14 protein-coding genes, 1 tRNA gene and 2 pseudogenes are annotated in these 22467 nt (G+C 21.7%); 3 read left to right on the top strand and 14 right to left on the bottom strand.

The genetic code is table 11. From position 1 onward, the window contains the following. Positions 1–10: 10 nt before the first annotated feature. Positions 11–1081, bottom strand: a complete 1071-nt coding sequence (gene mltA, locus D9V64_RS02330; RefSeq protein ID WP_158366914.1) for a murein transglycosylase A — start codon at positions 1079–1081, stop codon at positions 11–13. Positions 1082–1243: 162 nt separating this feature from the next. On the opposite strand from mltA, the gene D9V64_RS02325 reads away from it, so the two are divergent. Together D9V64_RS02325 and argA are read left to right on the top strand one after the other, a co-directional pair. Further along, positions 1244–1320 (top strand) — tRNA-Met (locus D9V64_RS02325). Positions 1321–1477: 157 nt separating this feature from the next. Then, positions 1478–2806 (top strand): amino-acid N-acetyltransferase, encoded by a 1329-nt coding sequence (gene argA / locus D9V64_RS02320; RefSeq protein WP_158366912.1) that lies wholly within the window; start codon positions 1478–1480, stop codon positions 2804–2806. A gap of 1 nt (position 2807) precedes the next feature. Here argA and recD read toward each other — a convergent pair whose 3' ends face one another. The 8 genes and pseudogenes from recD to D9V64_RS02285 form a co-directional block, all read right to left on the bottom strand. Continuing rightward, on the bottom strand, positions 2808–4622 hold the full coding sequence (gene recD, locus D9V64_RS02315) for an exodeoxyribonuclease V subunit alpha (RefSeq protein WP_158366910.1): 1815 nt from the start codon (positions 4620–4622) through the stop codon (positions 2808–2810). Between the two features lie 14 nt (positions 4623–4636). Next, positions 4637–8122 carry an exodeoxyribonuclease V subunit beta gene (gene recB, locus D9V64_RS02310; protein WP_158366908.1) on the bottom strand — a complete coding sequence of 1162 codons (3486 nt, stop codon included), beginning with the start codon at positions 8120–8122 and terminating at the stop codon, positions 4637–4639. Then, positions 8097–9338 carry a hypothetical protein gene (locus D9V64_RS03245; protein WP_315984433.1) on the bottom strand — a complete coding sequence of 414 codons (1242 nt, stop codon included), beginning with the start codon at positions 9336–9338 and terminating at the stop codon, positions 8097–8099. The genes recB and D9V64_RS03245 overlap by 26 nt, the downstream gene beginning before the upstream one ends. Positions 9339–10463: 1125 nt before the next feature. Beyond that, positions 10464–11323: pseudogene (locus D9V64_RS03265) on the bottom strand (exodeoxyribonuclease V subunit gamma); the annotation flags it as partial. Between the two features lie 34 nt (positions 11324–11357). Then, the gene (gene mscS, locus D9V64_RS02300; RefSeq protein ID WP_158366906.1) at positions 11358–12209 is read right to left on the bottom strand and encodes a small-conductance mechanosensitive channel MscS; all 852 of its coding nucleotides are present in this window, start codon (positions 12207–12209) and stop codon (positions 11358–11360) included. A 154-nt stretch (positions 12210–12363) separates the two neighbouring features. Further along, positions 12364–13446, bottom strand: a complete 1083-nt coding sequence (gene fbaA, locus D9V64_RS02295) for a class II fructose-bisphosphate aldolase (protein WP_158366904.1) — start codon at positions 13444–13446, stop codon at positions 12364–12366. Between the two features lie 48 nt (positions 13447–13494). Continuing rightward, the gene (locus tag D9V64_RS02290; protein WP_158366902.1) at positions 13495–14661 is read right to left on the bottom strand and encodes a phosphoglycerate kinase; all 1167 of its coding nucleotides are present in this window, start codon (positions 14659–14661) and stop codon (positions 13495–13497) included. A 130-nt stretch (positions 14662–14791) separates the two neighbouring features. Further along, complete coding sequence (locus D9V64_RS02285) at positions 14792–15379, bottom strand: YhgN family NAAT transporter (RefSeq protein ID WP_158366900.1); 588 nt, start codon at positions 15377–15379, stop codon at positions 14792–14794. A 318-nt stretch (positions 15380–15697) separates the two neighbouring features. Here D9V64_RS02285 and asd point away from each other — a divergent pair, with 318 nt between their 5' ends. After that, positions 15698–16810: an aspartate-semialdehyde dehydrogenase gene (gene asd / locus D9V64_RS02280; protein ID WP_222836970.1), complete on the top strand. Its 1113-nt coding sequence runs from the start codon at positions 15698–15700 to the stop codon at positions 16808–16810. Positions 16811–16919: 109 nt separating this feature from the next. On the opposite strand, the gene tusA is transcribed toward asd, so the two are convergent. From tusA to corC, 5 genes and pseudogenes are all read right to left on the bottom strand, one after another. Beyond that, positions 16920–17156 carry a sulfurtransferase TusA gene (gene tusA / locus D9V64_RS02275; RefSeq protein ID WP_158366896.1) on the bottom strand — a complete coding sequence of 79 codons (237 nt, stop codon included), beginning with the start codon at positions 17154–17156 and terminating at the stop codon, positions 16920–16922. A 46-nt stretch (positions 17157–17202) separates the two neighbouring features. Then, positions 17203–17831: pseudogene (nadD, locus tag D9V64_RS02270) on the bottom strand (nicotinate-nucleotide adenylyltransferase). A gap of 23 nt (positions 17832–17854) precedes the next feature. Then, positions 17855–18748, bottom strand: a complete 894-nt coding sequence (gene holA / locus D9V64_RS02265) for a DNA polymerase III subunit delta (RefSeq protein WP_261979811.1) — start codon at positions 18746–18748, stop codon at positions 17855–17857. A gap of 138 nt (positions 18749–18886) precedes the next feature. Further along, positions 18887–21475 (bottom strand): leucine--tRNA ligase, encoded by a 2589-nt coding sequence (gene leuS / locus D9V64_RS02260; RefSeq protein ID WP_158366894.1) that lies wholly within the window; start codon positions 21473–21475, stop codon positions 18887–18889. 105 nt (positions 21476–21580) lie between these two features. Continuing rightward, positions 21581–22450: a CNNM family magnesium/cobalt transport protein CorC gene (gene corC, locus D9V64_RS02255; RefSeq protein WP_158366892.1), complete on the bottom strand. Its 870-nt coding sequence runs from the start codon at positions 22448–22450 to the stop codon at positions 21581–21583. Positions 22451–22467 lie beyond the last annotated feature (17 nt).

The raw sequence follows: 22467 nt of genomic DNA, 5'->3' as shown, positions 1-22467 counted from the left end.
TTTAAAATTTTTAGTTGTTTTTCAAATGTGTTTGTAATATCCAAGCATATCCATAATGATTATAAAAACCTGCTTGTATACCGGCTTTTTCTCCAATTCCTTGGTAAATATCGAAATGTTGTCCTTTAATCATTCCTCCTACGTCTAGAGCACATAATAATCGTATTTCATATTTATGAGTAAATATACCTTGTTTATTAAGTAAAGGCATTTGAACTAGCAAAATACTTCCATTTTTTATTATAGATTTATCTACTGCTATTGCTGATTTTTTAACTAATGGTACAGAACTAGATCCAAATACTTCTGTTTTTTTAGTTTCTTTAAAAAAAACAAAAGATTTATTTTCTTCAAGTAACTTTTGAACCTCTAATTTTGTATGTTTATTACACCAATTTTTAATACTTTTCATAGAAATATCTTTTTTATTTATTTCACCTCGTTCTATCAGAATCTTTCCTATACTTGTATATGGCCAATTATTTTTACTAGAATAACTGAAAAAAGTTAATGGATTATCATGTCCATAGTCTATAAAACCACTTCCTTGGATCTCCATAATAAAGTTATCTACTAAAGATCTAGTATAAGCTAAAATATATTTTTTTTTTAAAATACCATTATATATATCTTTTCTTTGTGGAAAAATTTTATTTTTCTTTAAATTAGATGGTGTTCGATATATTGGATATATAAAGTTATCTTGCTTTGTTTTTCTTGCTTTTAATATAGGTGTATAGTATCCAGTGATTTTAATATTTCCATAATTATCTACGCCTTTCATTTGATATATTTTAATTCCAAATTTATTTAATGTATTAAAATCTGGTTTTTTTAACCATTTTTTAAGATTGTTATAAAGATATAAATTTTTTGAATATAAATTTGGAGAAAATTTTTTAATTTTTTCTAATTGTATAAGAAAATCTTCTTGATTAATTAATTTATTTTTAATATCTATTTTTTTTATTTCAGTAAAGTTTTTAATCAATTTTTTCTTATATTGTTGTCCTTTTGTAGAATCATAATTATTACATGAAATTACAAATATAAGCATTAAATTTATTATTATTTTTTGCATATTTATATTATTTTAAATTTTTAAAATATTACTATTAATTATAGTAATGTTGTTTAATATTTATTAAATTGATTTTTAAAAAATTATTTTTAAAAATTTTTTAAATTATATTTAAAAAAAGATTGCATTTTTTTTATTAAAGATGTATCCTTTATTAACTAAAGCGGGGTGGAGCAGTCTGGTAGCTCGTCGGGCTCATAACCCGAAGGTCGTTGGTTCAAATCCGGCCCCCGCAACCAAAAAATACATCCCATCTTTAAAAAAAATCTTCCAAAATTTCGCTTTTATTATGATATTTTAAAATTTATCATAATGGATTTTAATTTAAATAATGTAAATTATTAGTTTAGTTTCAAAATAATATATAGATTCAAGTAAAAAATCAAGAGGATTATCATGCAAGAGCGTACTACTGAATTAGTTCAGGGTTTTCGCCATAGTGTTCCTTATATTAATGCTCATCGTGGAAAAACATTTGTAATCATGATGAGTGGTGAAGCAATTAAATATGGAAATTTCACTGGTATTATTAATGATATTGGTTTATTACATAGTTTAGGTATTCGTTTAGTTGTTGTATATGGAGCTTGTCCTCAAATCAATTCAAATTTGAATGAAAAAAAAATTAAAATAACATATCACAAGTATATACGTGTCACTAATTTATTATGTTTAGAACAAGTAAAACAAGCAGCAGGAAGATTACAACTTGATATTACTGCGCGTCTTTCTATGAGTTTAAGTAATACTCCATTACAAGGTGCAAATATTAATGTTGTAAGTGGAAATTTTATCATCGCACAACCGTTAGGAATAGATGAAGGCGTAGATTATGCACATACTGGACGTATTAGAAGGATTGATAAAAAAGCTATCGACTGTCAATTAAAAAATAATGCTATAGTTTTAATTGGGCCTGTTGCTGTTTCTGTTACAGGAGAAAGTTTTAATTTAACTTCTGAAGAAATTGCTACTCAAGTTAGTATTAAATTAAAAGCAGAAAAAATGATAGGATTTTGCAATAATCAAGGTGTACTTGATAATCAAGGAAAAACTATTTCTGAATTATTACCTGATGATATAAACAGTAAAATTATGCAATTAGAAAAAAATGGGGATTATATTTCTTCAACAGTACGTTTTTTAAAAGGATCTATAAAAGCTTGTAAAAATGGTGTAAATCGAAGTCATTTAATTAGTTACCATACAAATGGTGCTTTGTTACAAGAATTATTTTCTAGAGATGGCATTGGAACACAGATTGTAATGGAATCTGCTGAAAAAATTAGAGAAGCTAATATTAATGATATTGGCGGAATTTTAGAGTTAATTCGTCCCTTAGAAAAAAAAGGAATTCTAGTCCGTAGATCAAGAGAACAGTTAGAAATAGAAGTAGATAAATTCACAATTATTGAACGTGATAATTTAACTATTGGATGTGCTGCATTATATCCTTTTATTAAAGAAAGTTTAGGAGAAATGGCATGTGTTGCAGTTCATCCAGATTATCGTAATTCATCTAGAGGCGATTGGTTATTAAAAACAATTAAATTAAATGCTAAAAAAATGAATTTAAAAAAAATATTTGTACTTACTACTCATAGTATTCATTGGTTTCAAGAAAGAGGATTTATTATTGTTAATGTTGACATGCTACCTGAAAGCAAACAAAAAATGTATAATTATCAACGTTGTTCAAAAGTTTTAATGATGGATTTATTTTAATTTATTCAAATTTTTTTTGTTTTTTTGCTGCTGAAATAAATATTTTTTTATTTGAAAATATACTTAACATTTTTTTAGATCTTGTGATTGCTGTATATAAAATTTCTTTATTTAATATTTCTAAGTTTTGATTCGGAAGTATTAATGTTGTATGATCAAATTCAGAACCTTGTGCTTTATGAACAGTAATACACCAAGCAGTTTCATAATTTTCTAATAGATTAATAGGAATATTTTTAATATTTTTTTTTCCTATTAAAAAATATACTTGTAGTTCTTTATCTTTATTTAAACTAGTAATTCCTATATCACCATTCGATAAATTTAAATATTTATTATTTTTAGTTATAATAATAGGTTTTCCTACATACCATATTTGGTTGTTAATATAAAAATATTTTTTAATAATATTTTTTTTGTACATCATTTTTTCTAAAATATAATTTATATTATTAATTCCAAATAAACCATCTCGTACAACACATAATACCTGATATTTTTGAAATGTATTTATAATAGTTTCGATATTTTTTTTTTGTATAATTTTGTCCCAATATCCTTGGTAGTAAAAAATGATTTTATTTATCATTTTTTTATATTGTATTTCACAATTAATATTGTAAAATATAACATTTTTTATAAAATTATTAAAAAGTTGATTAAAAATATCTTTTTTATTTTCATAAATTGCATTTGATAATATACAAATTCCTGAATCTTCTTTAAATCTATAGTTTTTTTTTAAAATACATATTTTATCACTTATTAAATATTTATTAGATTTATTTTCTTTGTTGTACAATTTTGAATACTTTGTAATTTTTTTCAAGATAGATATAGTTTCTAAACTATATCCATAATATGAATAATTATAAATTTTTTTTAAAATAGATCCTGCTCCTATTGGCGATAATTGATTATGATCTCCAATAAAAATAACTTTAACATTTTTCTCAATAGAAGAAAATATATTATTCATCATTAAAATATCTATCATAGATACTTCATCAATTATTAAAACATCTATATTCAAACGATTATTTTTATTAAAAAAAATTGTATTAGATATTTTTGATATTCCTAATAATTTATGTATAGTAACAGGTTTTAATATGCAAATTTTTTTTTCTTTTTCAGAGAGATGTGAATTAAGTATTTTATAATTGTTTAATATTTCAATCAAACGTGCAGTAGCTTTTCCTGTCGGTGATGATAATTGTATTTTAATATTTTTTTTTGTATTTTTTATTAATACGATAATAATTTTTATTATTGTAGTAGTTTTTCCAGTACCAGGACCTCCTAAAATAAAAGTTATTTGATTAATTAAGCTTAATGCTACTGCTATTTTTTGGGCATTATATTCCTTATTAGGAAACAATTTTTTTAATAAATTACAAGTTTTTATTAAGTTAAATTCATTATTTATTTTTTTTTTAGATAAAATTTTTAAAATATTTTGTTCAGCTTTCCATATTTTATAAAGATATACTTGATTTTCTAATAAAACTAATGGTGTTATAGTATTTCCATTACCAAAAGCATGATGTTTTAATAATTCCAATGACCAATTTATTTTTTTGTTATTTAAAATAAATAATATTTTTTTAATAATTTTCTTGTCACCAGTAGAAAAAAAATTATTTTTTTCGAAATATTTAAGAGATAAAAAAATACATCCATTATTACTTTCAAAACTTACACATGCTGCTACTAACATAATAACGTTGTTTTTTTTAGATATAAATTGTGAAAAAACAAAATCAATCATACGTATAATTTTTTTTTTTACTAGTTCTTGTAGTAATTTTTTCATATGAATTATATTATTTAATTTTTTATTATCAATAAATCAATTAAATGTTTAATTAATAAATAATTTGGCATGGTATAGAAAATACTATTAGTTTTATTTATATTGTCTATTCCTCTTAAAAACATATAAAAAATGCCACCAAAATTATCTTCATAACTATATTTTTTGATTTTTTTATTTAGATATTGATGTAATGCTACTGTATATATTTGATATTGAAGATCGTAACGATTTTTTATTATTTCTTTTTTTATATTTTTTGAAGAGTAATAATTTTTATCATCACCCAGATAATTAGATTTATAATCGATTATATAATATTTTTTGTTCCATAGAAATACTAAATCAATAGATCCTTTTAGAATTCCATTAATTGGATTAAAAGAAAATTTAGGAGTTAAAGAAGAAATAGGATCGAAAGATTGAATAATTTTATTAAGATCTATACTATTTAACGTTTTTTGTATCGGTAAAAAAAAATTCATTTCCTTTATATATTGATTGGGTTTTAACATAGATAAATTAAAGTTTATTTTTTTAAATTTTACATTAATAATATTATTTATCCAAGACATTAATATTGGGGCCCATTCTTCTGAAAATTCATATTTTTTTAAAACTTGATAAAAAAAATTAATATTTAATTTTTTTATAAAATTAATTTTATTTAATATATAATGAATAAGAATTCCACTTTTTTTTCCTTTAGGAAAGTTTTTAAATATTATTTCTTTTTTATTATTTTCCTTGTAATCAAAAATATTATTTATATTAAAATTTTGATTTTGATCAAGACAAATGCTTTCTTTTTTTAATTTGGTAAAACTGGTTATTTGGAAATAATTTTGTGGTTTTTTAATTAAAAATTCAGGCGGAGATAATAAGTATATATTTTTTTTAATGTAAGGTCGATCAATGTTCATTGAATCATATTTAATTGCAATATATGATTTTATGTTTAATAAATTTATTTCTTTTAATAGACTGTTATAATCCATATAACATCCACGTTGTATAATATATCCCAATGCACTTTTATGATTTTTGTTCTTTTTTTGATTTTTTTTATTAATAACATCTCCCATTCCTAAACAACAATGATAAATAGATCTAGTTATAGCAACATATAAAAAACGCAAGTCTTCAGATAATCTTTCATTTTCTACTATTTTTTGAGTTTCTTTATTTTGAGATAAGTCAAAAAACATTTTGAAAGTCTTTTTATCATGATATAAATATAATTTTGATTTTTTGTATGTTCCAGCAAAAGGAATCCAAACTATGGGATATTCTAGGCCTTTAGATTTATGTATGGTAATTATTTTAATGACTTCTGATTGTTTAAAGTATCTAATGTTTTCATCTTCTGATATATCTTTTTTTTCTGATATTTTTTTTTCTAACCATCTTACTAAAGATGATTTTTGATGGAAATATGTAGCTTGTTTTTCTAATAGTTCTGCTATATGTAAAAAATTTATATTTTTTTGATAATATTGAAATTTATCTGAATTTTTAGAATATTTTTGATAGTCTAGTATAATGTTTTTAATAGTACAGAAAATTCCTATATTTTTCCATATGTTACGATATTCATATAATTTATTTACTATAAAATGTGATGTTTTTTTATTTATTTCCTTTTCACCTTCCAATAAAATTTGGTAAAAAATATGAGTAAAAATAGATTGTTTTAACAATTGTATATTAGTTGGTTGTAAGATAGACTGAAGTATAATAAGAAGTTCATATGCATCATTAGTTTGAAATATATTTTTATTAGATGATGAATAAAAAGATTGGATATTAACTTTTTTTAATGCATTTTTAATAATACCAGCTTCTTTTTTATTTCTTACTAATATTACAATATCACTTGCTTTTAAAACTGTTTCTGTATTTTGATTAATTAGCGTTGCTTCTCCTTTTTTGGCACATGTCAGCCAATAACAAATTTCATTAGCGCACTGTTTTGCAATCCAATCTTGATATTCTTCAATATATGTTTTTTCTTTTTTTTTAAAAAAGAAACTAATAGATTTTTGAATTATTCCTCGTATTTTAAATTGCATGTTTTTATTATTGCACGAAACAATGTTTTCGAATGAAATATTTTTAAAAAAAAATGGATATTTATTACGTGAAAATAAATAATTTATAAATTTACATATATTACTTGCAGATCTCCAATTAGTATCAAGATAATAATGGTTTTTAATTTTTGATTTAGCATTTAAATAAGAAAAAATATCTGCTCCTCTAAAACTATATATTGATTGTTTTGGATCACCTATCAGAAATAATGCTGTGTTTTTATTATTTATTTTATATAAAATATTGAAAATCTGATATTGTTTAATATCAGTATCTTGAAATTCATCAATAAAAGCTACTGGATATTTTTTAATAATTATTTTTCTTAGTTCTTTTTCTTTTTTAATATGCTTTAAAAGAGTATCTAATAAATCATTAAATCCTAATAAAAGTTTTTTCTTTTTTTCTTTTTTTAAAATTTTAGTTATTTTTTTAATAGCTTGAAATAAAATAATATTTTTTAAAGAAAGTTTTTTTTTCAGTATTTCTTCAATATTTTCAAAAAAAATATGATATGGAATTTTTTGGTTTTTTATATTTTTTATGATTATTTCTTTTGAAAAATATTTTAATGAAGTTGGTATTTGATAGTTTTCAGTTTCAGATTTTGCCCAATTTGTAATATTTTTTATCCATCTAGATATATTTGACTCATTATATATTTTTTTATTAGGTTTTAATTGTTCTATTAAATTTAAAATTACTACATTATAACATAGCCATTTTTTTTTAAAAATATTTATGATTTGAATGTTTTTTTCATGATATTTTATAATATCATTATTATTTTTATTAAATTTTTCAGTGAAATATACTTTACTACAATTAAATATTGGTTTTAATTCAGTTAAAAGCGATTCTGGATTTTTATAATATTGAGAAATTATATTAATTATTTTTTCGGGTAATTTATAAAAATAAGATCTCCAAAAGTCTTCTATAGATTGTAAAAATAAAAGTTCTTCATTTTTAATTATTTCTTTATTAACGTTCAAAAAATATAGTTGTAAAATATCTTTACAAAATCCATGTATTGTATAAATAGACATATGATTTATATTTCTTTTTGCTTTTTCTAAAATACATATAGTTTCTTCTATATTTTTAATTTTTTCTAAAAATGGTTTTAAAATAAGGTTATTAGTTTTTTTAGTAATACAAAACGAGTATAATTGTTCAATATTTTTTTTAATTCTTTTATGTATTTCTTCTTTTGCAAAATTAGTAAAAGTTACTATTAATATTTCTTGTACTAATAAAGGTTTGGTATTTTTTTTATTTCCTATTCCTAATAATAAACGTAAATACATTAATACAATTGCAGTAGTTTTACCAGTTCCAGCAGACGCTTCAATTAAATTTATATTATTAAATGGTATGTTAAATATATTTAATTTTTTTTTCATTATTTTTTTTATACTTTAATAATGGAGACAACCATTTTTTAGAAATATTGCAGATTTTTTTTACATCTAGTTTTGAAATAATTTTTTTTATATAAATATCTTCTTTTTCTCCTTTCATATAAGAATTTCCTATCCATGTATTGCATAATGTTTTATATGCTTCTTTTTTTATATTAGAATCTTTATAAATACAATGATTTTTTATATCATATACTTTATCCAGCCAAGCAGCACCTGATTTTGTTAACAATAAAGGATTTTTCATACCATTGATATATCCTTTGATATATATTAATAAATAATTATATGCAATATTATATGGTAAAGAATGAAATGCAAATATTTGTTTTTTTTGTCCTATAATTTTACTTTCTCCTATACCTCCTAAAACACAGTATGCTAAATGTTCTAACCATAATGACATGCGATCAGAATAGTTAATTGAAGTTGCTTTCCATCGAAGTAAGCCAGTATCTTGTATTTCTTTTAAAATTCCCTTGAAATGATATTGTTCTATTTTAAAATCAAAACTTTTTTCTTGAGGAAATATTCTGTATTGATTAATTGTTTTTTCTATTTCTAATATTTCTTTATATTTTTTTTTTAAAGCTATTTCTCCAAAACCTGAAAATGGTAATGTTCCAGATAATTTTATTTTTTCTAATGTATTTTTTAATTTTTCTTTTTTTATCATTTTATCCAGTAAAAGGTTACTTATTTTAAAATTTTCTAATTGGTGAATTATAAATGGTTCTGTTATAGATAGTTTTTGTTTTATTGAAAATTTTGTATTTAATATAAAATTAAAAAAATATCGTATTGGATGTTTCCAAAATAGTATTAGATCTTCTAAATTAATCAAAGAACTTGGTTTTTTGAAAGAATTTAATTTAATTATTTTCGTAAAAAAAAATTTTTGAATATTTTTAAGTTTGTTTTTGTTTGTATTTTTTGATTTTTTTATCTTAAAACTATTATAAATATGTTCTTTTGTATGTTTTTTATAAATATGTTGAGATATTTTTTTTATGTTTTCTTTTATTTTTAAATTTTCATCTCCTTTAAAACAAAAATATAATGTTATATAATTTATTAGTTGTTCAATTAATATAGATGGATATATTTTAGTTTCATATTTTAGTGAATACCCAATATAACTAATATAAAAATATTCTGTAGCAGATACAAGATTTTGTAAAAATAAATAATATGTCATGTCGTACATATTAATATCAGTTATTAATGGATATTTTTTTAAAAGATTAATATGATGATCTATACTATTTTTTTTCATCGGTTCTTTATAGTCTAATCCTATAATATACATTACTTTAAATGGAATATAACATACTAGAGAAGGATGGCAAAAATTTATAGATCCTATTTCTATTTTTTTTATACTTGTATAATTTATAAAAGATAAAAAATTTTTTTGTAAAACATTAATAGATATTTTTCTTTCATATTGAGATAATATAATTTCGTCTATCATTTTTTCCCAATTTTTATGCATGACTTTAAGAATTTTATCTGGTTTTGTTATATTATTAAAAAAATCGTTTTCAAAATGCTTAAATAATAATTTCCAGTATTTAATTTTTTTTGATGTTGATAATTTTATACGCCATTTATTTAGTATATTAATTACATATAATAGTTTTCCTATTAATTCTGATTTAGAAAAATCAATATAAATCGGTGATGCAATATTATTCCAAATTTTATTTTTTTTATTTATTGCATAACTTAATAGTAATTTTTCAATCCCATAAAACCAAGTATTTTGATCAATTTTTAGAAAACCTAAATCATTCTTATGTTTTTCATTTATACCCCATCTAATATTTGTACATTCTACCCAATTATGTAAAATATTTATTTCTTCTTCTGATATATTAAAGTTTTTTCTTATAGTAGGAATATTAAGTAGTTCTAATATTTCTTCATTGTTAAATCGAATATTAGATAAATTTAATATTTTATTAAAAATATATAATATTTTGTGTTTATTTTTACAATTTTTATGAGAAATATAAAAAGGTATATTTTTATCTTTATTTTTTGATTTAAATATATAATTAATATATGTTACGTAATGTTCTAATGAAAAACAAGTGACTACAATATCATGAGGTTTTATATTTTTATTTGTATTTAGAATTTTTATTAATGTTTTATATAAAACTTCAATTTCATGCTGTTTATTATAGCAAATATTAATAGCTATTGAATTATCTTTATAATTTATAGTTTTTTTGGGTATTTTTTTATTTATTTTAAAGTTTAAAATATTATTTTTAATATTATTTAATAAATTATCTTTAGAATGTTTATTAAAGAAATGATTGATTTGAATATTTTTAAGATTTTGTATGAAAAGTAAATAAATATGTTCATATTTTCCCCATAATAATTCTAATTTATTATTAAAATCATTTTTTGAGTCTGTATTATATATATTATTATATGAACTAATTTTATGAATAATTATATCATTTTGACAGCTTGTTAAATATAAAAAATACACATCACAATATTTACTTATTTTATGAAATATTTCTATATATGATGGATTTATAGAAATAGACCAAATAATAAAAACTCTTTTTGGTAATTTGTTTTTTTTTTAATTATGTTTTTAAATGTATAAAATAAATTTGAAAAATTGTTATTTGATTGATTAAGTTTTTTATTGTCATTTATAATCTCATTCCATAGCTTTATTTGCCATGATTTTTCTGAATTAATTATTAATGTTTTGTTTTTTTTTTCTTTCCATTGATAAACCCACTTGGGTCTATATAGAATATATTTTTGGAATAAATTCTCCATTAGTGATGCAAACTCAAATTTTTTTATTTTGCTATCATTTTTTTTAATATATTTAATAAAATCTTTTTCTTCAATAATTTTAATTATTTTCCAAATGTTAGTTGTTTTTTTTAAGATTTCACTTATTTTTTTTTCTGGAATAATTTTTTTAAATATTTTCCAGATAAATCTATTTGGGTGGATTAATTTAAAATCTGCTGAAATACCCGTATAATTAGCTGTAAATATGTTTAAATACTGGAATAATATTTCATTATCATGGATAATAATTTCTTTCTCAAAAATAGAATGAAGTGGATCTTTTTGAATAATTTTACATATTTTTAAACATAGTATTTTTAGTTGATTAAATTTATATAAATAAAACATAAAAAACCTTTTTTAAAATTATAAATTTTTTAAATTAATGTTTATTTTTTTTATAAAGATGTACGTCTATTTGTGGATAAGGAATATTAATATTATTTTTATCTAATGCTTTTTTAAATTCTGACATTAAGTCCCAGTATACTGAGTTTAATTCATCGGTATTACTCCAACATCTAACGATAAAATTTAAAGAAGATGGTGCTAATTCACTTAAACCAATTATAATATCTCTATCTTTTATAACTCTATCTTCTTTTTCTATCACTTGTCTTAAAACTTTTATAACTAAGTCAATATCTGTATTATATGAAACACTAATACAAAACTCATTTCTTCTAGCTGGTTCTCTTGAATAATTAATAATATTTCCAGAAATTATTTTGTTATTTGGAACAACTACAATTTTACCATCTAAAGTACGTAAAGTTGTATAAAAAATATGAATATTTAAAACTGTTCCTGCTACACTACCTAAATTAACATATTCTCCTGTTTTTAAAGGTCTTAGTGTTACTAATAATACACCAGCTGCAAAATTAGACAAAGAACCTTGTAAAGCCAATCCGATAGCCATTCCTGCAGCGCCTAATATAGCAATCACAGAAGTAGTTTGAACCCCTATTCTTCCTAGTGAGGCAATTAATGTAAAAGTAATAATAATATATCTCATTAACGCAGAAAGAAAACCTGCGATAGTCGCATCGATACGTCGAGTAATTAGTATTTTATTAACACCATTAGATATTATTTTTGCTGCAAACATACCTGTAATTAAAATAACAATTGATGATGTTAAATTAATGATATATCCAAATAATAGCTCTTGATTTCGTATCAACCAATTACCTGCATGATTAATATCACTTACTACATTTAGTTCATCCATTTTAATCTCTTTTTTATATATAATTTAAAAAGTAAGTATGTAATTTAAAAACATCTAAATTATGTAAAATATATTTTTTATAATATATAATTATTGTTTAATTTTTTCGGAGAATATTTTTATTTATTCCCCGGATTATAATATAAAGTATTTATTATAATTTTAAAATATTTAAAGCATTTAATTGTTGGAATGTTTTTTCTAATCTTATAGATATTGATTCTTGAGATTTTCTTATCCATGTTCTTGGATCGTAATATTTTTTATTAGGTTGATTTTTTCCTTCTTTATTGCCTAGTTGGTTTTGTAAAAAATCTTTGTTTTTTTTATAAAAATCTAATACACCTTTCCAAGCAGCCCATTGTACATCTGTATCAATATTCATTTTAACTACGCCATATTTAATAGATTTTTGGATTTCTTTTAAATCTGAACCTGATCCACCGTGAAATACAAAGTTTAATGGTAATTTTTCTAAATTATGTTTAATGCTAATATATTTTTGTGATTTTTTTAGAATATTGGGTTTTAAATTAACATTCCCAGTTTTATATACTCCATGTACATTTCCGAATGCAGCTGCTATAGTGAAATTTTTACTAATCTTGATTAATTTTTCATATGCGTAGTTAACATCTTTAGGTTCTGTATAAAGCAATTCTTTTTTTATATTATTATTATCTATGCCATCTTCTTCTCCTCCTGTACATCCTAATTCAATTTCTAACATCATATTAATTTTTTTGATTTTTTTAAAATATGAGCTACAAATTAAAATATTTTCTTTTATTGATTCTTTAGATAAATCAATCATATGAGATGTAAAAAGAGGTTTTTTATAAATTTTATAATATTCTTCTCCTTCTTTAATTAAACCGTCGATCCATGGTAATATTTCTTTATGACAATGATCAGTATGCAGTATTACTGGAATTTTATAGTGCTTTGCCATTAAATGTACATGTTGGGCTCCTGATATAGCTCCTTTAATAGCCTGTTCATAATCTTTTTTAAATATTTTTTTACCACCTGCAATAAAATAAGATCCTCCATAAGAAAATTGTATAATAACAGGAGATTGTATTTTGTAAGCTGTTTGTAATACGCTATTTATTGAATCAGTACCTATACAATTTACTGCTGGTATTGCAAATTGTTTTTTTTTAGCTAATTCAAATATCATTTGGCATTCATCACCGGTTACAACACCAGGTTTGATGGAGTTTAAATTATTCAAATTATTTCCTATTTAAATTTTATTTAATTAAAAGATATTTTTTAGTACTTAATGAGAAAAATGTTTTTCTAACATGTGTATTGCAGGTAATTTTTTACCTTCAATAAACTCTAGAAATGCACCACCACCTGTTGAAATATAAGAAATTTTATTTTTAATAGAAAACATATCAATAACAGATAGTGTATCACCCCCACCAGCTATTGAGAAAGATGTATTATTTGCTATTGCTTTAGCAATTGTTTCTGTTCCTTTTCTAAAATTAGGAAATTCAAATACTCCTACAGGACCATTCCAGATTATTGTTTTTGCTTTTTCAATTATTTTAACGACTTTTTTTATAGATTCATCGCCAAAATCCATAATTTCTTCATTTTTTTGAATTTTTGATGGTAGTTTAATTATAGATGGTTCATTTTGAGAAAAATTTTTTCCTATACGTGAATCAATTGGTATAATAATATTATTATATTTATTAATTAATGTTTTTGCTTTTGATATAAATGTTGGTTCATGTAATGATTTACCAATATTATAATTAATTGCTAAAAAAGTATTTGCGATTCCACCACCTACTACTACAGTATCTGAAATATTGCACAATTTATTTAATATATTAAATTTAGTGGAAACTTTAGCTCCTCCTACTATAGATACCATAGGACGTTTTGGATTTTTTAGTGCTTTTTTAAGATTATTAATTTCAGACATGAAAAGGAGACCAGCACATGCAATATTTACAAATTTCCCAATTCCATATGTTGATGCTTGTTTTCTATGTGCGCTACCAAAAGCATCCATAATAAAAATATCACATAAATTAGAATATTTTTTAGACAAAATTTCATCGTTTTTTAACTCCCCTGAATTAAAACGAACATTTTCTAAAATTAATAATTCACCTGTTTTAATCGGAAGAATATTTGAAAAATCGTTAGAAAAATATACTTTAGTATAATTTATTTTTTTTTTAAAATATTCAAATATAGGAAGTAATGAATATTTTTTTTCGTAACATTCATTTTTTGGTCTTCCTAAATGAGACATAATAATAACTTTTGCTTTTTTCCGAAGTGCTAATTCAATTGTAGGAAGAGATGCTAATATTCTAGCATCAGATTGAATAATTCCATTTTTAATTGGTACGTTTAAGTCACATCTTATTAATACTTTTTTTCCTGTTATATCTATCTCGTTTACATTTTTAATTTTCATAGAATACCTGTATATTTTTTTATAATTTTAAAATTTTTTTAGACCTGTTATCAGTTATTTATAATAACAGGTGATATAAAATTTTATAATAATTTATTTTTTTAAAAAATTAAGTGCAAGAATAAATACATTAATTTTGGAACCATGTTCTAATTCCGTCTAGAAACATTTGAGTCGCAAGCATAATTAATATTAGACCCATCAATCGTTCTAAAGCATTTACACCTTTAGAACCAAACAATTTTAAAAAAAAACCTGATAATAATAGTACTATAATAGTAAAACACCATGCTATTAGTAAAGATCCTACTAAATATGACATATGATGTAAATATTGATGTGACAATAACATTAATGTGGCTAATAAAGATGGTCCTGCAACTAATGGAATTGCTAGTGGAACTAAGAAAGGTTCTTCATTTGAAGATATTCCATTATTATCTTCCGATGGGAAAATCATTTTAATAGCGATTAAAAATAAAATTATTCCACCAGATATAGATACTGTTTCAGTTTTTAAATTAAGAATATTCAGTATTTTTTCTCCAAGGAATAAAAATAATAGCATAACAATTAAAGCTATAATCATTTCTCGTATAACTACTATTCTTCTTCTTTTTGCATTTAAATTTTTTAATATCGTCATAAAAACAGGCAGATTACCTAAAGGATCCATTATTAAAATTAATAATATAGTTGTAGAGATTATTTCAGTCATTTTAATTTATTATGTCCTTGTAAAAAGATATATTTTTTAACTATATAACATATATATAAAATATTATGAATTTTTTACACTATATAAATTTTTAATATTATTTCTTTAATTTATATAAAAATGTTGTTTTTAAGAAAATTTTATAATTTTATAGTATATTAAAATTTTTAATAAAATTTGATATTTTTAAAAAAACTATTTTTCATAAAATTTATACAATAATTATGTTTATTTGGAGGTCGGAAAGTTTTTGCTGAAATTTTTTTAATTTTATAAAATAAAATTATCTTTTGTAAAAACTCCGTATATTTATTAATGATGAAATCTGTAGGTTTTGTTGGATGGCGTGGTATGGTAGGTTCAGTTTTATTAAATCGAATGATAAAAGAAAATGATTTTTCAAATATTATTCCTCATTTTTTTTCAACCTCTCAATCTGGTCAAAATGGTCCTATTATAAATAATACATTATTTAAAGATTTAAAAGACGCTTACAATTTAAATTTATTGCAAGAAATGGATATTATTATTACATGTCAAGGAGGATCTTATACTGATTCTATTTATCCTAAAATACGTAAAAATAATTGGAAAGGTTATTGGATAGATGCTGCTTCAACTTTAAGAATGAACAATGATTCTGTTATTGTCTTAGATCCCATCAATTTAAAAGTTATACAAAATGCTTTAGATAGTGGAATTAAAACTTTTGTAGGAAGTAATTGCACTGTAAGTTTGATGTTAATGGCCTTAGGAGGATTATTTGAACAAAATTTAATAGAATGGATTTCTGTTTCTACTTATCAGGCAGCATCAGGTGCAGGTGCTAAATATGTAATTGAATTATTAAAACAAATGGGTGCAATATATAATATTGTATGTAATGATTTATCAAATAATCTTTCTTCAATTTTAGATCTTGAAAAAAAAGTTATAACTCAAATCCAAAATAATAATTTTCCATTAAAACATTTTTCTGTACCATTAGCTGGAAGTTTAATACCTTGGATAGATGTTGATATGGGAAATGGTCAAAGTCGAGAAGAATGGAAAGGACAATTTGAAACAAATAAAATATTAGGATCAGAAAATAAAATAATAATAGATGGAACATGTGTTCGAATAAGCTCAATAAGATGTCATAGTCAATCATTTTTTATAAAATTAAATAAAAATCTTTCAAAAAAAAATATAGAAGAAATATTAATTAATCATAATAAATGGGTTGATTTTGTTCCAAATAATATGGAAGAAACAATATGTAAATTAACTCCATCTGCAATAAGTGGTACATTAAGAATACCAGTAGGAAGATTGAGAAAACTTAGTATGGGTAATAAATATTTTTCAGCTTTTACTGTTGGAGATCAGTTGTTATGGGGTGCTGCAGAACCTCTAAGAAGGATGTTGAATTTATTAATTAATATTTAAATTATTTTTTTAACATTTTATCAAATATTTATTTAATATACACACATGGTGTGTATATTAAAATTTTTTTATTTTTTAAAATACTAGTTTTAATTAATTGTATAATATTTTAATAAATCCCTTTTTTTAATAGATAACGATAAGGTTTAATACTAGTTAAACACTCGATCAGTTGATGTTCCATAAAATTACAAAAATGTGGAATATCTCTTTTAGTAGATGGATCGTCTGATAAAACTAAAATAGTTTCATTTTTTTTTATTTTTCTAATGTTTTTTCGAATGATCATAATTGGTTCTGGACATCTAAGTCCAATTAAATTTAACATTATGTTTATTTTTTTCATATTATATAAATGGAATGTTTTCATGTTATTAAAAATAGTTTAGATTTTAATATAATTTTTTTAATAAAATATATTTTTCTACTTCTATTGGTAATAACTTGTGTGAAGTTTTATCATTAATAAAATTTTGTCTAATTTGTGTAGAAGAAATTTTTATAATAGGTATAGATGAAAAAAAAATAAATCCAAATGGTTTTTGACGCAGACAATCTTTATTTTTGATAGTATGTAATGTAATCCATTTTTTTAATTCAATGTTATTTGTTTTAATGCTGATTCTTGGTAGAATTAATAAATGAGCATATAATAATATTTCTTTCCAATTTTTCCAAAGATTAAAATTATTTAAATTGTCTTCTCCTATTATAAAACAGAGCGGTTTTAAAAAACCAATTTTTAATCTGATTTTTTTTAATGTTTCTATAGTATAGAAAATTTTTTTTTTGTTTCTAATAAACTTATTTCGAATAAATTATTACCTTTAATTGCATATTTAATCATTTTTATTTTATGTTTTAAAGATGTTTTAGTTTTAGGTCTATGAGGAGGATTTTGATTAGGTAGTAATATTATTTTTTTTATTGAAATTTCTTTCGCTAATTTTTCTGCAGAGATAATATGTCCATAATGAATTGGATCAAAATTACCTCCGAAGATTGCATATATTTCTTTCATTTTTTTATTGTATTTTTGTCTTTTTATATTTTTGAAGATAATAACAATGTTATTGTTTTTAGATCGATCCAAACATCAGAATTATATTCTATTTTAATTTTTATTTCCATTTGTAATAAAATTCTGATGACTTTTAAGAAATTATTAAAATTAATTGATTTAATTGCGTAATTAAAAAATTTAATTCTATTTAAAGAAACATTTTTTTGCTTAAAGAATACATTTGTATGTAATTCTTTTTGACGTTTCATATTCAATAATATTAATAAATCTTTTTGTAATAATCGTATTAAAACAAGAGGGTTGTATTTTTGTTTTTGAAAAGCATCTAATATATATAAAGCTTTTTTCATATTATTTTGAAAAATTTTATTGATCCAATCTAAAGGATCAAAAATAGCAAATTTATAGATAATTTTTTTTATGTTTTCTGATGTAATATTTTTATTATTCCATATAAGTATTATCATATTTAATACATGGTTTACAAAAAGAGTATTTCCTTCGTAATATTTATACAATAATAAAAAAGCATTTTGGGTCATTTTTATTTTTTTTTCTTTTATTTCACATTTTAACCAGTATTTAAAATTTACATCATATGGTGTAAAACACCATATAATATCAATTTTTAATATATTTTTTTCATTTAATAAGTAATTTTTAAAATGATTAGATAACTGATTAATTTGAAATATTGTTAATATATCTAAATTTTTTAAAAAAAATATTTTTTTTATATTTTTTACTAATAAAAAATTTGATTGTTTTAAAATTAAATTTATAATTAAAACTTTTTTTTGAAAAAATAAATTATTTGAATGATAAAAATTAATTACTCTATTCCAATCTGTGCTTTTTTCAATATTAATCATGTAAATTTCTATAAAACCTTGTTTTTTAGCAAAGTTTAATATTATTTTTTTATTTTTATTTAATAATATTAAATCTTCTCCTAAAAGGATATAAAAAAAATTTAATTTTTCAATTATTTTTTTTTTAGTTCTTCTGTATATATAAATTTCATATGAATAAAAATACCATTTTTAAATGTTTTATATGATAAAATTAATTATTTTATTAGGAATATAAATAATTTTATGTATATTTTCATTGTTTAATTTTTTTTGTAATAGCGTGCTGTTTTTAACATAAGATAAAATTTCTTCTTTTGTTAAATTATTTGGAATTTCTATGATACATTTTTTTTTGCCATTAATTTGAACAATTAATATATTATTTATTTTTAGTAAAAATTTTTTTTCAAAAACAGGCCATTTCTCATTATCTATGAAACAGTTTTTATTTAAATATTTCCATAATATAAAAGAGAAGTGTGGTGTAAATGGATAAAGCATTTTGATAATTGATATTAATGAATCTTTCATAATACATTTATCTTCTTCATTTTCTAATTTAAAATTTACAAGAATATTCACTAATTTCATAATTTCAGAAATAGCGGTATTAAAAGATTTTCTACGGCCAATATCATCAGAAACTTTAGCAATTGTTTTATGTAATAAATGATACATTGTTCGTTGTTTTTTGTTTAAAAGATTTAAATCTATATTTTTATATTTATGTTGTATTTGAATATAACTAAAAGATAATTTCCACAATTTTTTCAAAAACCGGTAAATTCCTTTTAATCCAGATTCATTCCACTCTAATGATGATTCTATAGGGGCAGCAAACATAATAAATAATCGAATAGTATCAGCTCCATATTCATTAATTATTAGTTCTGGTTCAATTCCATTATTTTTAGATTTAGACATTTTAATCATTCCTGCATATGTAACTTTTTTACCTTTTTTATCATATGCTTTAACAATTTCTCCTCGATTATTTTTCTCAATATATACATTAGATTTACTAATCCAATTTCGTTTATTGTCTTTTCCAATTTGATAAAATGCTTCTGATAAAACCATTCCTTGGCATATTAAGTTTTTTACTGGTTCATCAAATTGTAGTAATTTAAAATCTCGTAGTAGTTTATGATAAAATCTAAAATACATTAAATGCATAATAGCATGTTCTATTCCTCCAATATATTGATCAACAGGTAACCAATATTTTGATGTTATAGGATTAATCATACCTTTTTTAAAATTAGGACAAGTATATCTTGCATAATACCAAGAAGATTCCATAAATGTGTCAAATGTGTCTATTTCTCGGTTAGCAGATTGATTGTTAATTTCAGTGTTAGACCAATTAGATTGTTTTTTTAAGGGTTTTTTGAATAGATCTAAATAATTATTTATTTCTGGTAATAATACAGGTAAATCTTTCTCTGGTATTGGTACAATTTCTCCATTTTTTGTTGTCGCCATAGGAATGGGTGTACCCCAATAACGTTGTCTAGATATACACCAATCTTTTAATTTATAAATAATTTTAATTTTTATATTATTTTGTTCTGATAGTTTTTTTTTTATTTCTTTAGTAGCATTGTAATAATCAAGTTTATTAAACTCTCCAGAGTTCATTAATATTCCTTTTTCAGATAAAAAATTTTTTTTAACTAAATTCATATTTTCTATATTAAATGGATGAATCACATATTTTATTTTTAAATTATGTTTTGTAGCAAAAATCCAATCATTTTCATTATGTCCAGGGACTGACATAACTACTCCTGTTCCATAGTCGTTTATTACAAAATTTGCTATCCAGATCGGTATGCTTTTTTTTGTGATAGGATGATTAACAAATATGTTAGTATTTATTCCATTAAATTTTATTTTTTCAATTTCTTCTATAGAACAATTTTCATAATTTTGTTGTTGAATAAATTCTTTTAATATTTTATTTTTTTTTGAAAGAGATACAGAAAATTGATGAAGTGGAGATATAGCAATATATGTGACTCCCATTATTGTATCTAGTCTAGTAGTAAATATTTTTATTTTTTTATTACTATTTTTAATATTAAAAGATATTTCAAATCCTTCTGATCTTCCAATCCAATTTTTTTGCATATTTTTAACTTTTTCAGGCCAATTTTTTAATTGATTTAAATCATTATGTAAACATTCAGCATAGTTTCTAATTTTTAGAAACCATTGTGGTATTTTTTTCTTTATTACAGTACTTTGACATCTCCAACAACATCCATTTATTACTTGTTCATTAGCTAATACAGTTTTATCATGTGGACACCAGTTAACTAAACTATTTTTTTTATAAACTAATTTTTTTTTATATAATTGTATAAAAAACCATTGTTCCCATTTATAATATTCTGGTTCACATGTGGTTATTTCCCTGCTCCAATCATAACTAAATCCTAGTGATTTAAGTTGTTTTTTCATGTATTTTATATTTTTATATGTCCAACATGATGGTGTTATATTATTTTTAATAGCTGCTTCCTCTGCAGGCAATCCAAAGGCATCCCAACCTATAGGTTGTAAAACATTTTTCCCCAACATTCTTTGATATCTTGCAATTACGTCGCTTATAGTATAATTTCTAACATGACCCATATGTAGTTTTCCAGAAGGATATGGGAGCATTGGAAGACAATAATATTTTTCTTTTAATTCATCTTCATAAACATGAAAGGTTTTATTATTTTCCCAATATGTTTGTACATATTTTTCAATATCTTTTGGACAATACTCTTGTTCCATAGTTTTCTCTATAATAATTTTTAATTTTTTTAAAAATAAATAAAAATTTTAAATATTTTATTTCATAAAAACATAAATACATTTTTTAAAAAATATTTTTATTTTTTATATTTTTTCTATAATTTTATTTTCTGGAATAGTTACATGTATTTGTATAATTTTTCTACTATCTGCTGAAGATATTTTAAAATTATATCCATTAATATTAATATGTTCTCCACGAGTTGGTAGATGTCCGAATTCTTTCATCACCAATCCTCCAATAGTATCTACTTCTTCATCACAGAAACAAGTTTTAAAAAAATCGTTGAACTCTCTTATTTCTGTTAGAGCTCTAATAGAAAATACATGTTCTTGTAATTTTCGGATATTTATTTGTTCTTCTTCATCATATTCATCTTCAATTTCACCAACTATTAGTTCAAGTATATCTTCTATAGTTACTAATCCCGAAACAGCTCCAAATTCATTTATTACTATTGCCATATGTGTTCTTTTTAAACGAAAATCTTTTAACATTCTATCTACATATTTACTTTCAGGAACAACAACAGCAGGTCTTAAGATGTTTTTTATATGAAAATTTTTGTTTGAGTTTTTCATAAAAGGTAGTAAATCTTTAGCAATTAAAAATCCTTCTACATAATTTTTATCACTATTCATTACCGGAAATCGTGAATGTGCAGATTCTAAAATAATATCAAGACATTTATTTAAATTATAATTTAATTTTAATGTTATCATTTGTGTTCTAGGTATCATTATTTCTTTGATTTTTTTCTTGGCTATTTGTATCACACCTTCTAACATATCACATGTATCTTGATCAATAAGTTCATTTTGTTCTGAATCTCGAATTAATGCGAGCAATTCTTCTCTATTTTTAGGTTCATCATGAAAAATATGATTTAATAAAATAGAAAAAAAACCTTTTTTGTTAATTTTTTCTGAACTTTTCGCATCTTTATCACTCATAATATTAGTTATCTTTG

Origin of the sequence: Buchnera aphidicola (Aphis nerii), from assembly GCF_005083105.1 — a bacterium.
GTDB lineage: Bacteria > Pseudomonadota > Gammaproteobacteria > Enterobacterales > Enterobacteriaceae > Buchnera > Buchnera aphidicola_AS.
The sequence above is the reverse complement of the archived record's forward strand: the minus strand, read 5'-3'. Positions and strand labels throughout refer to the sequence as shown.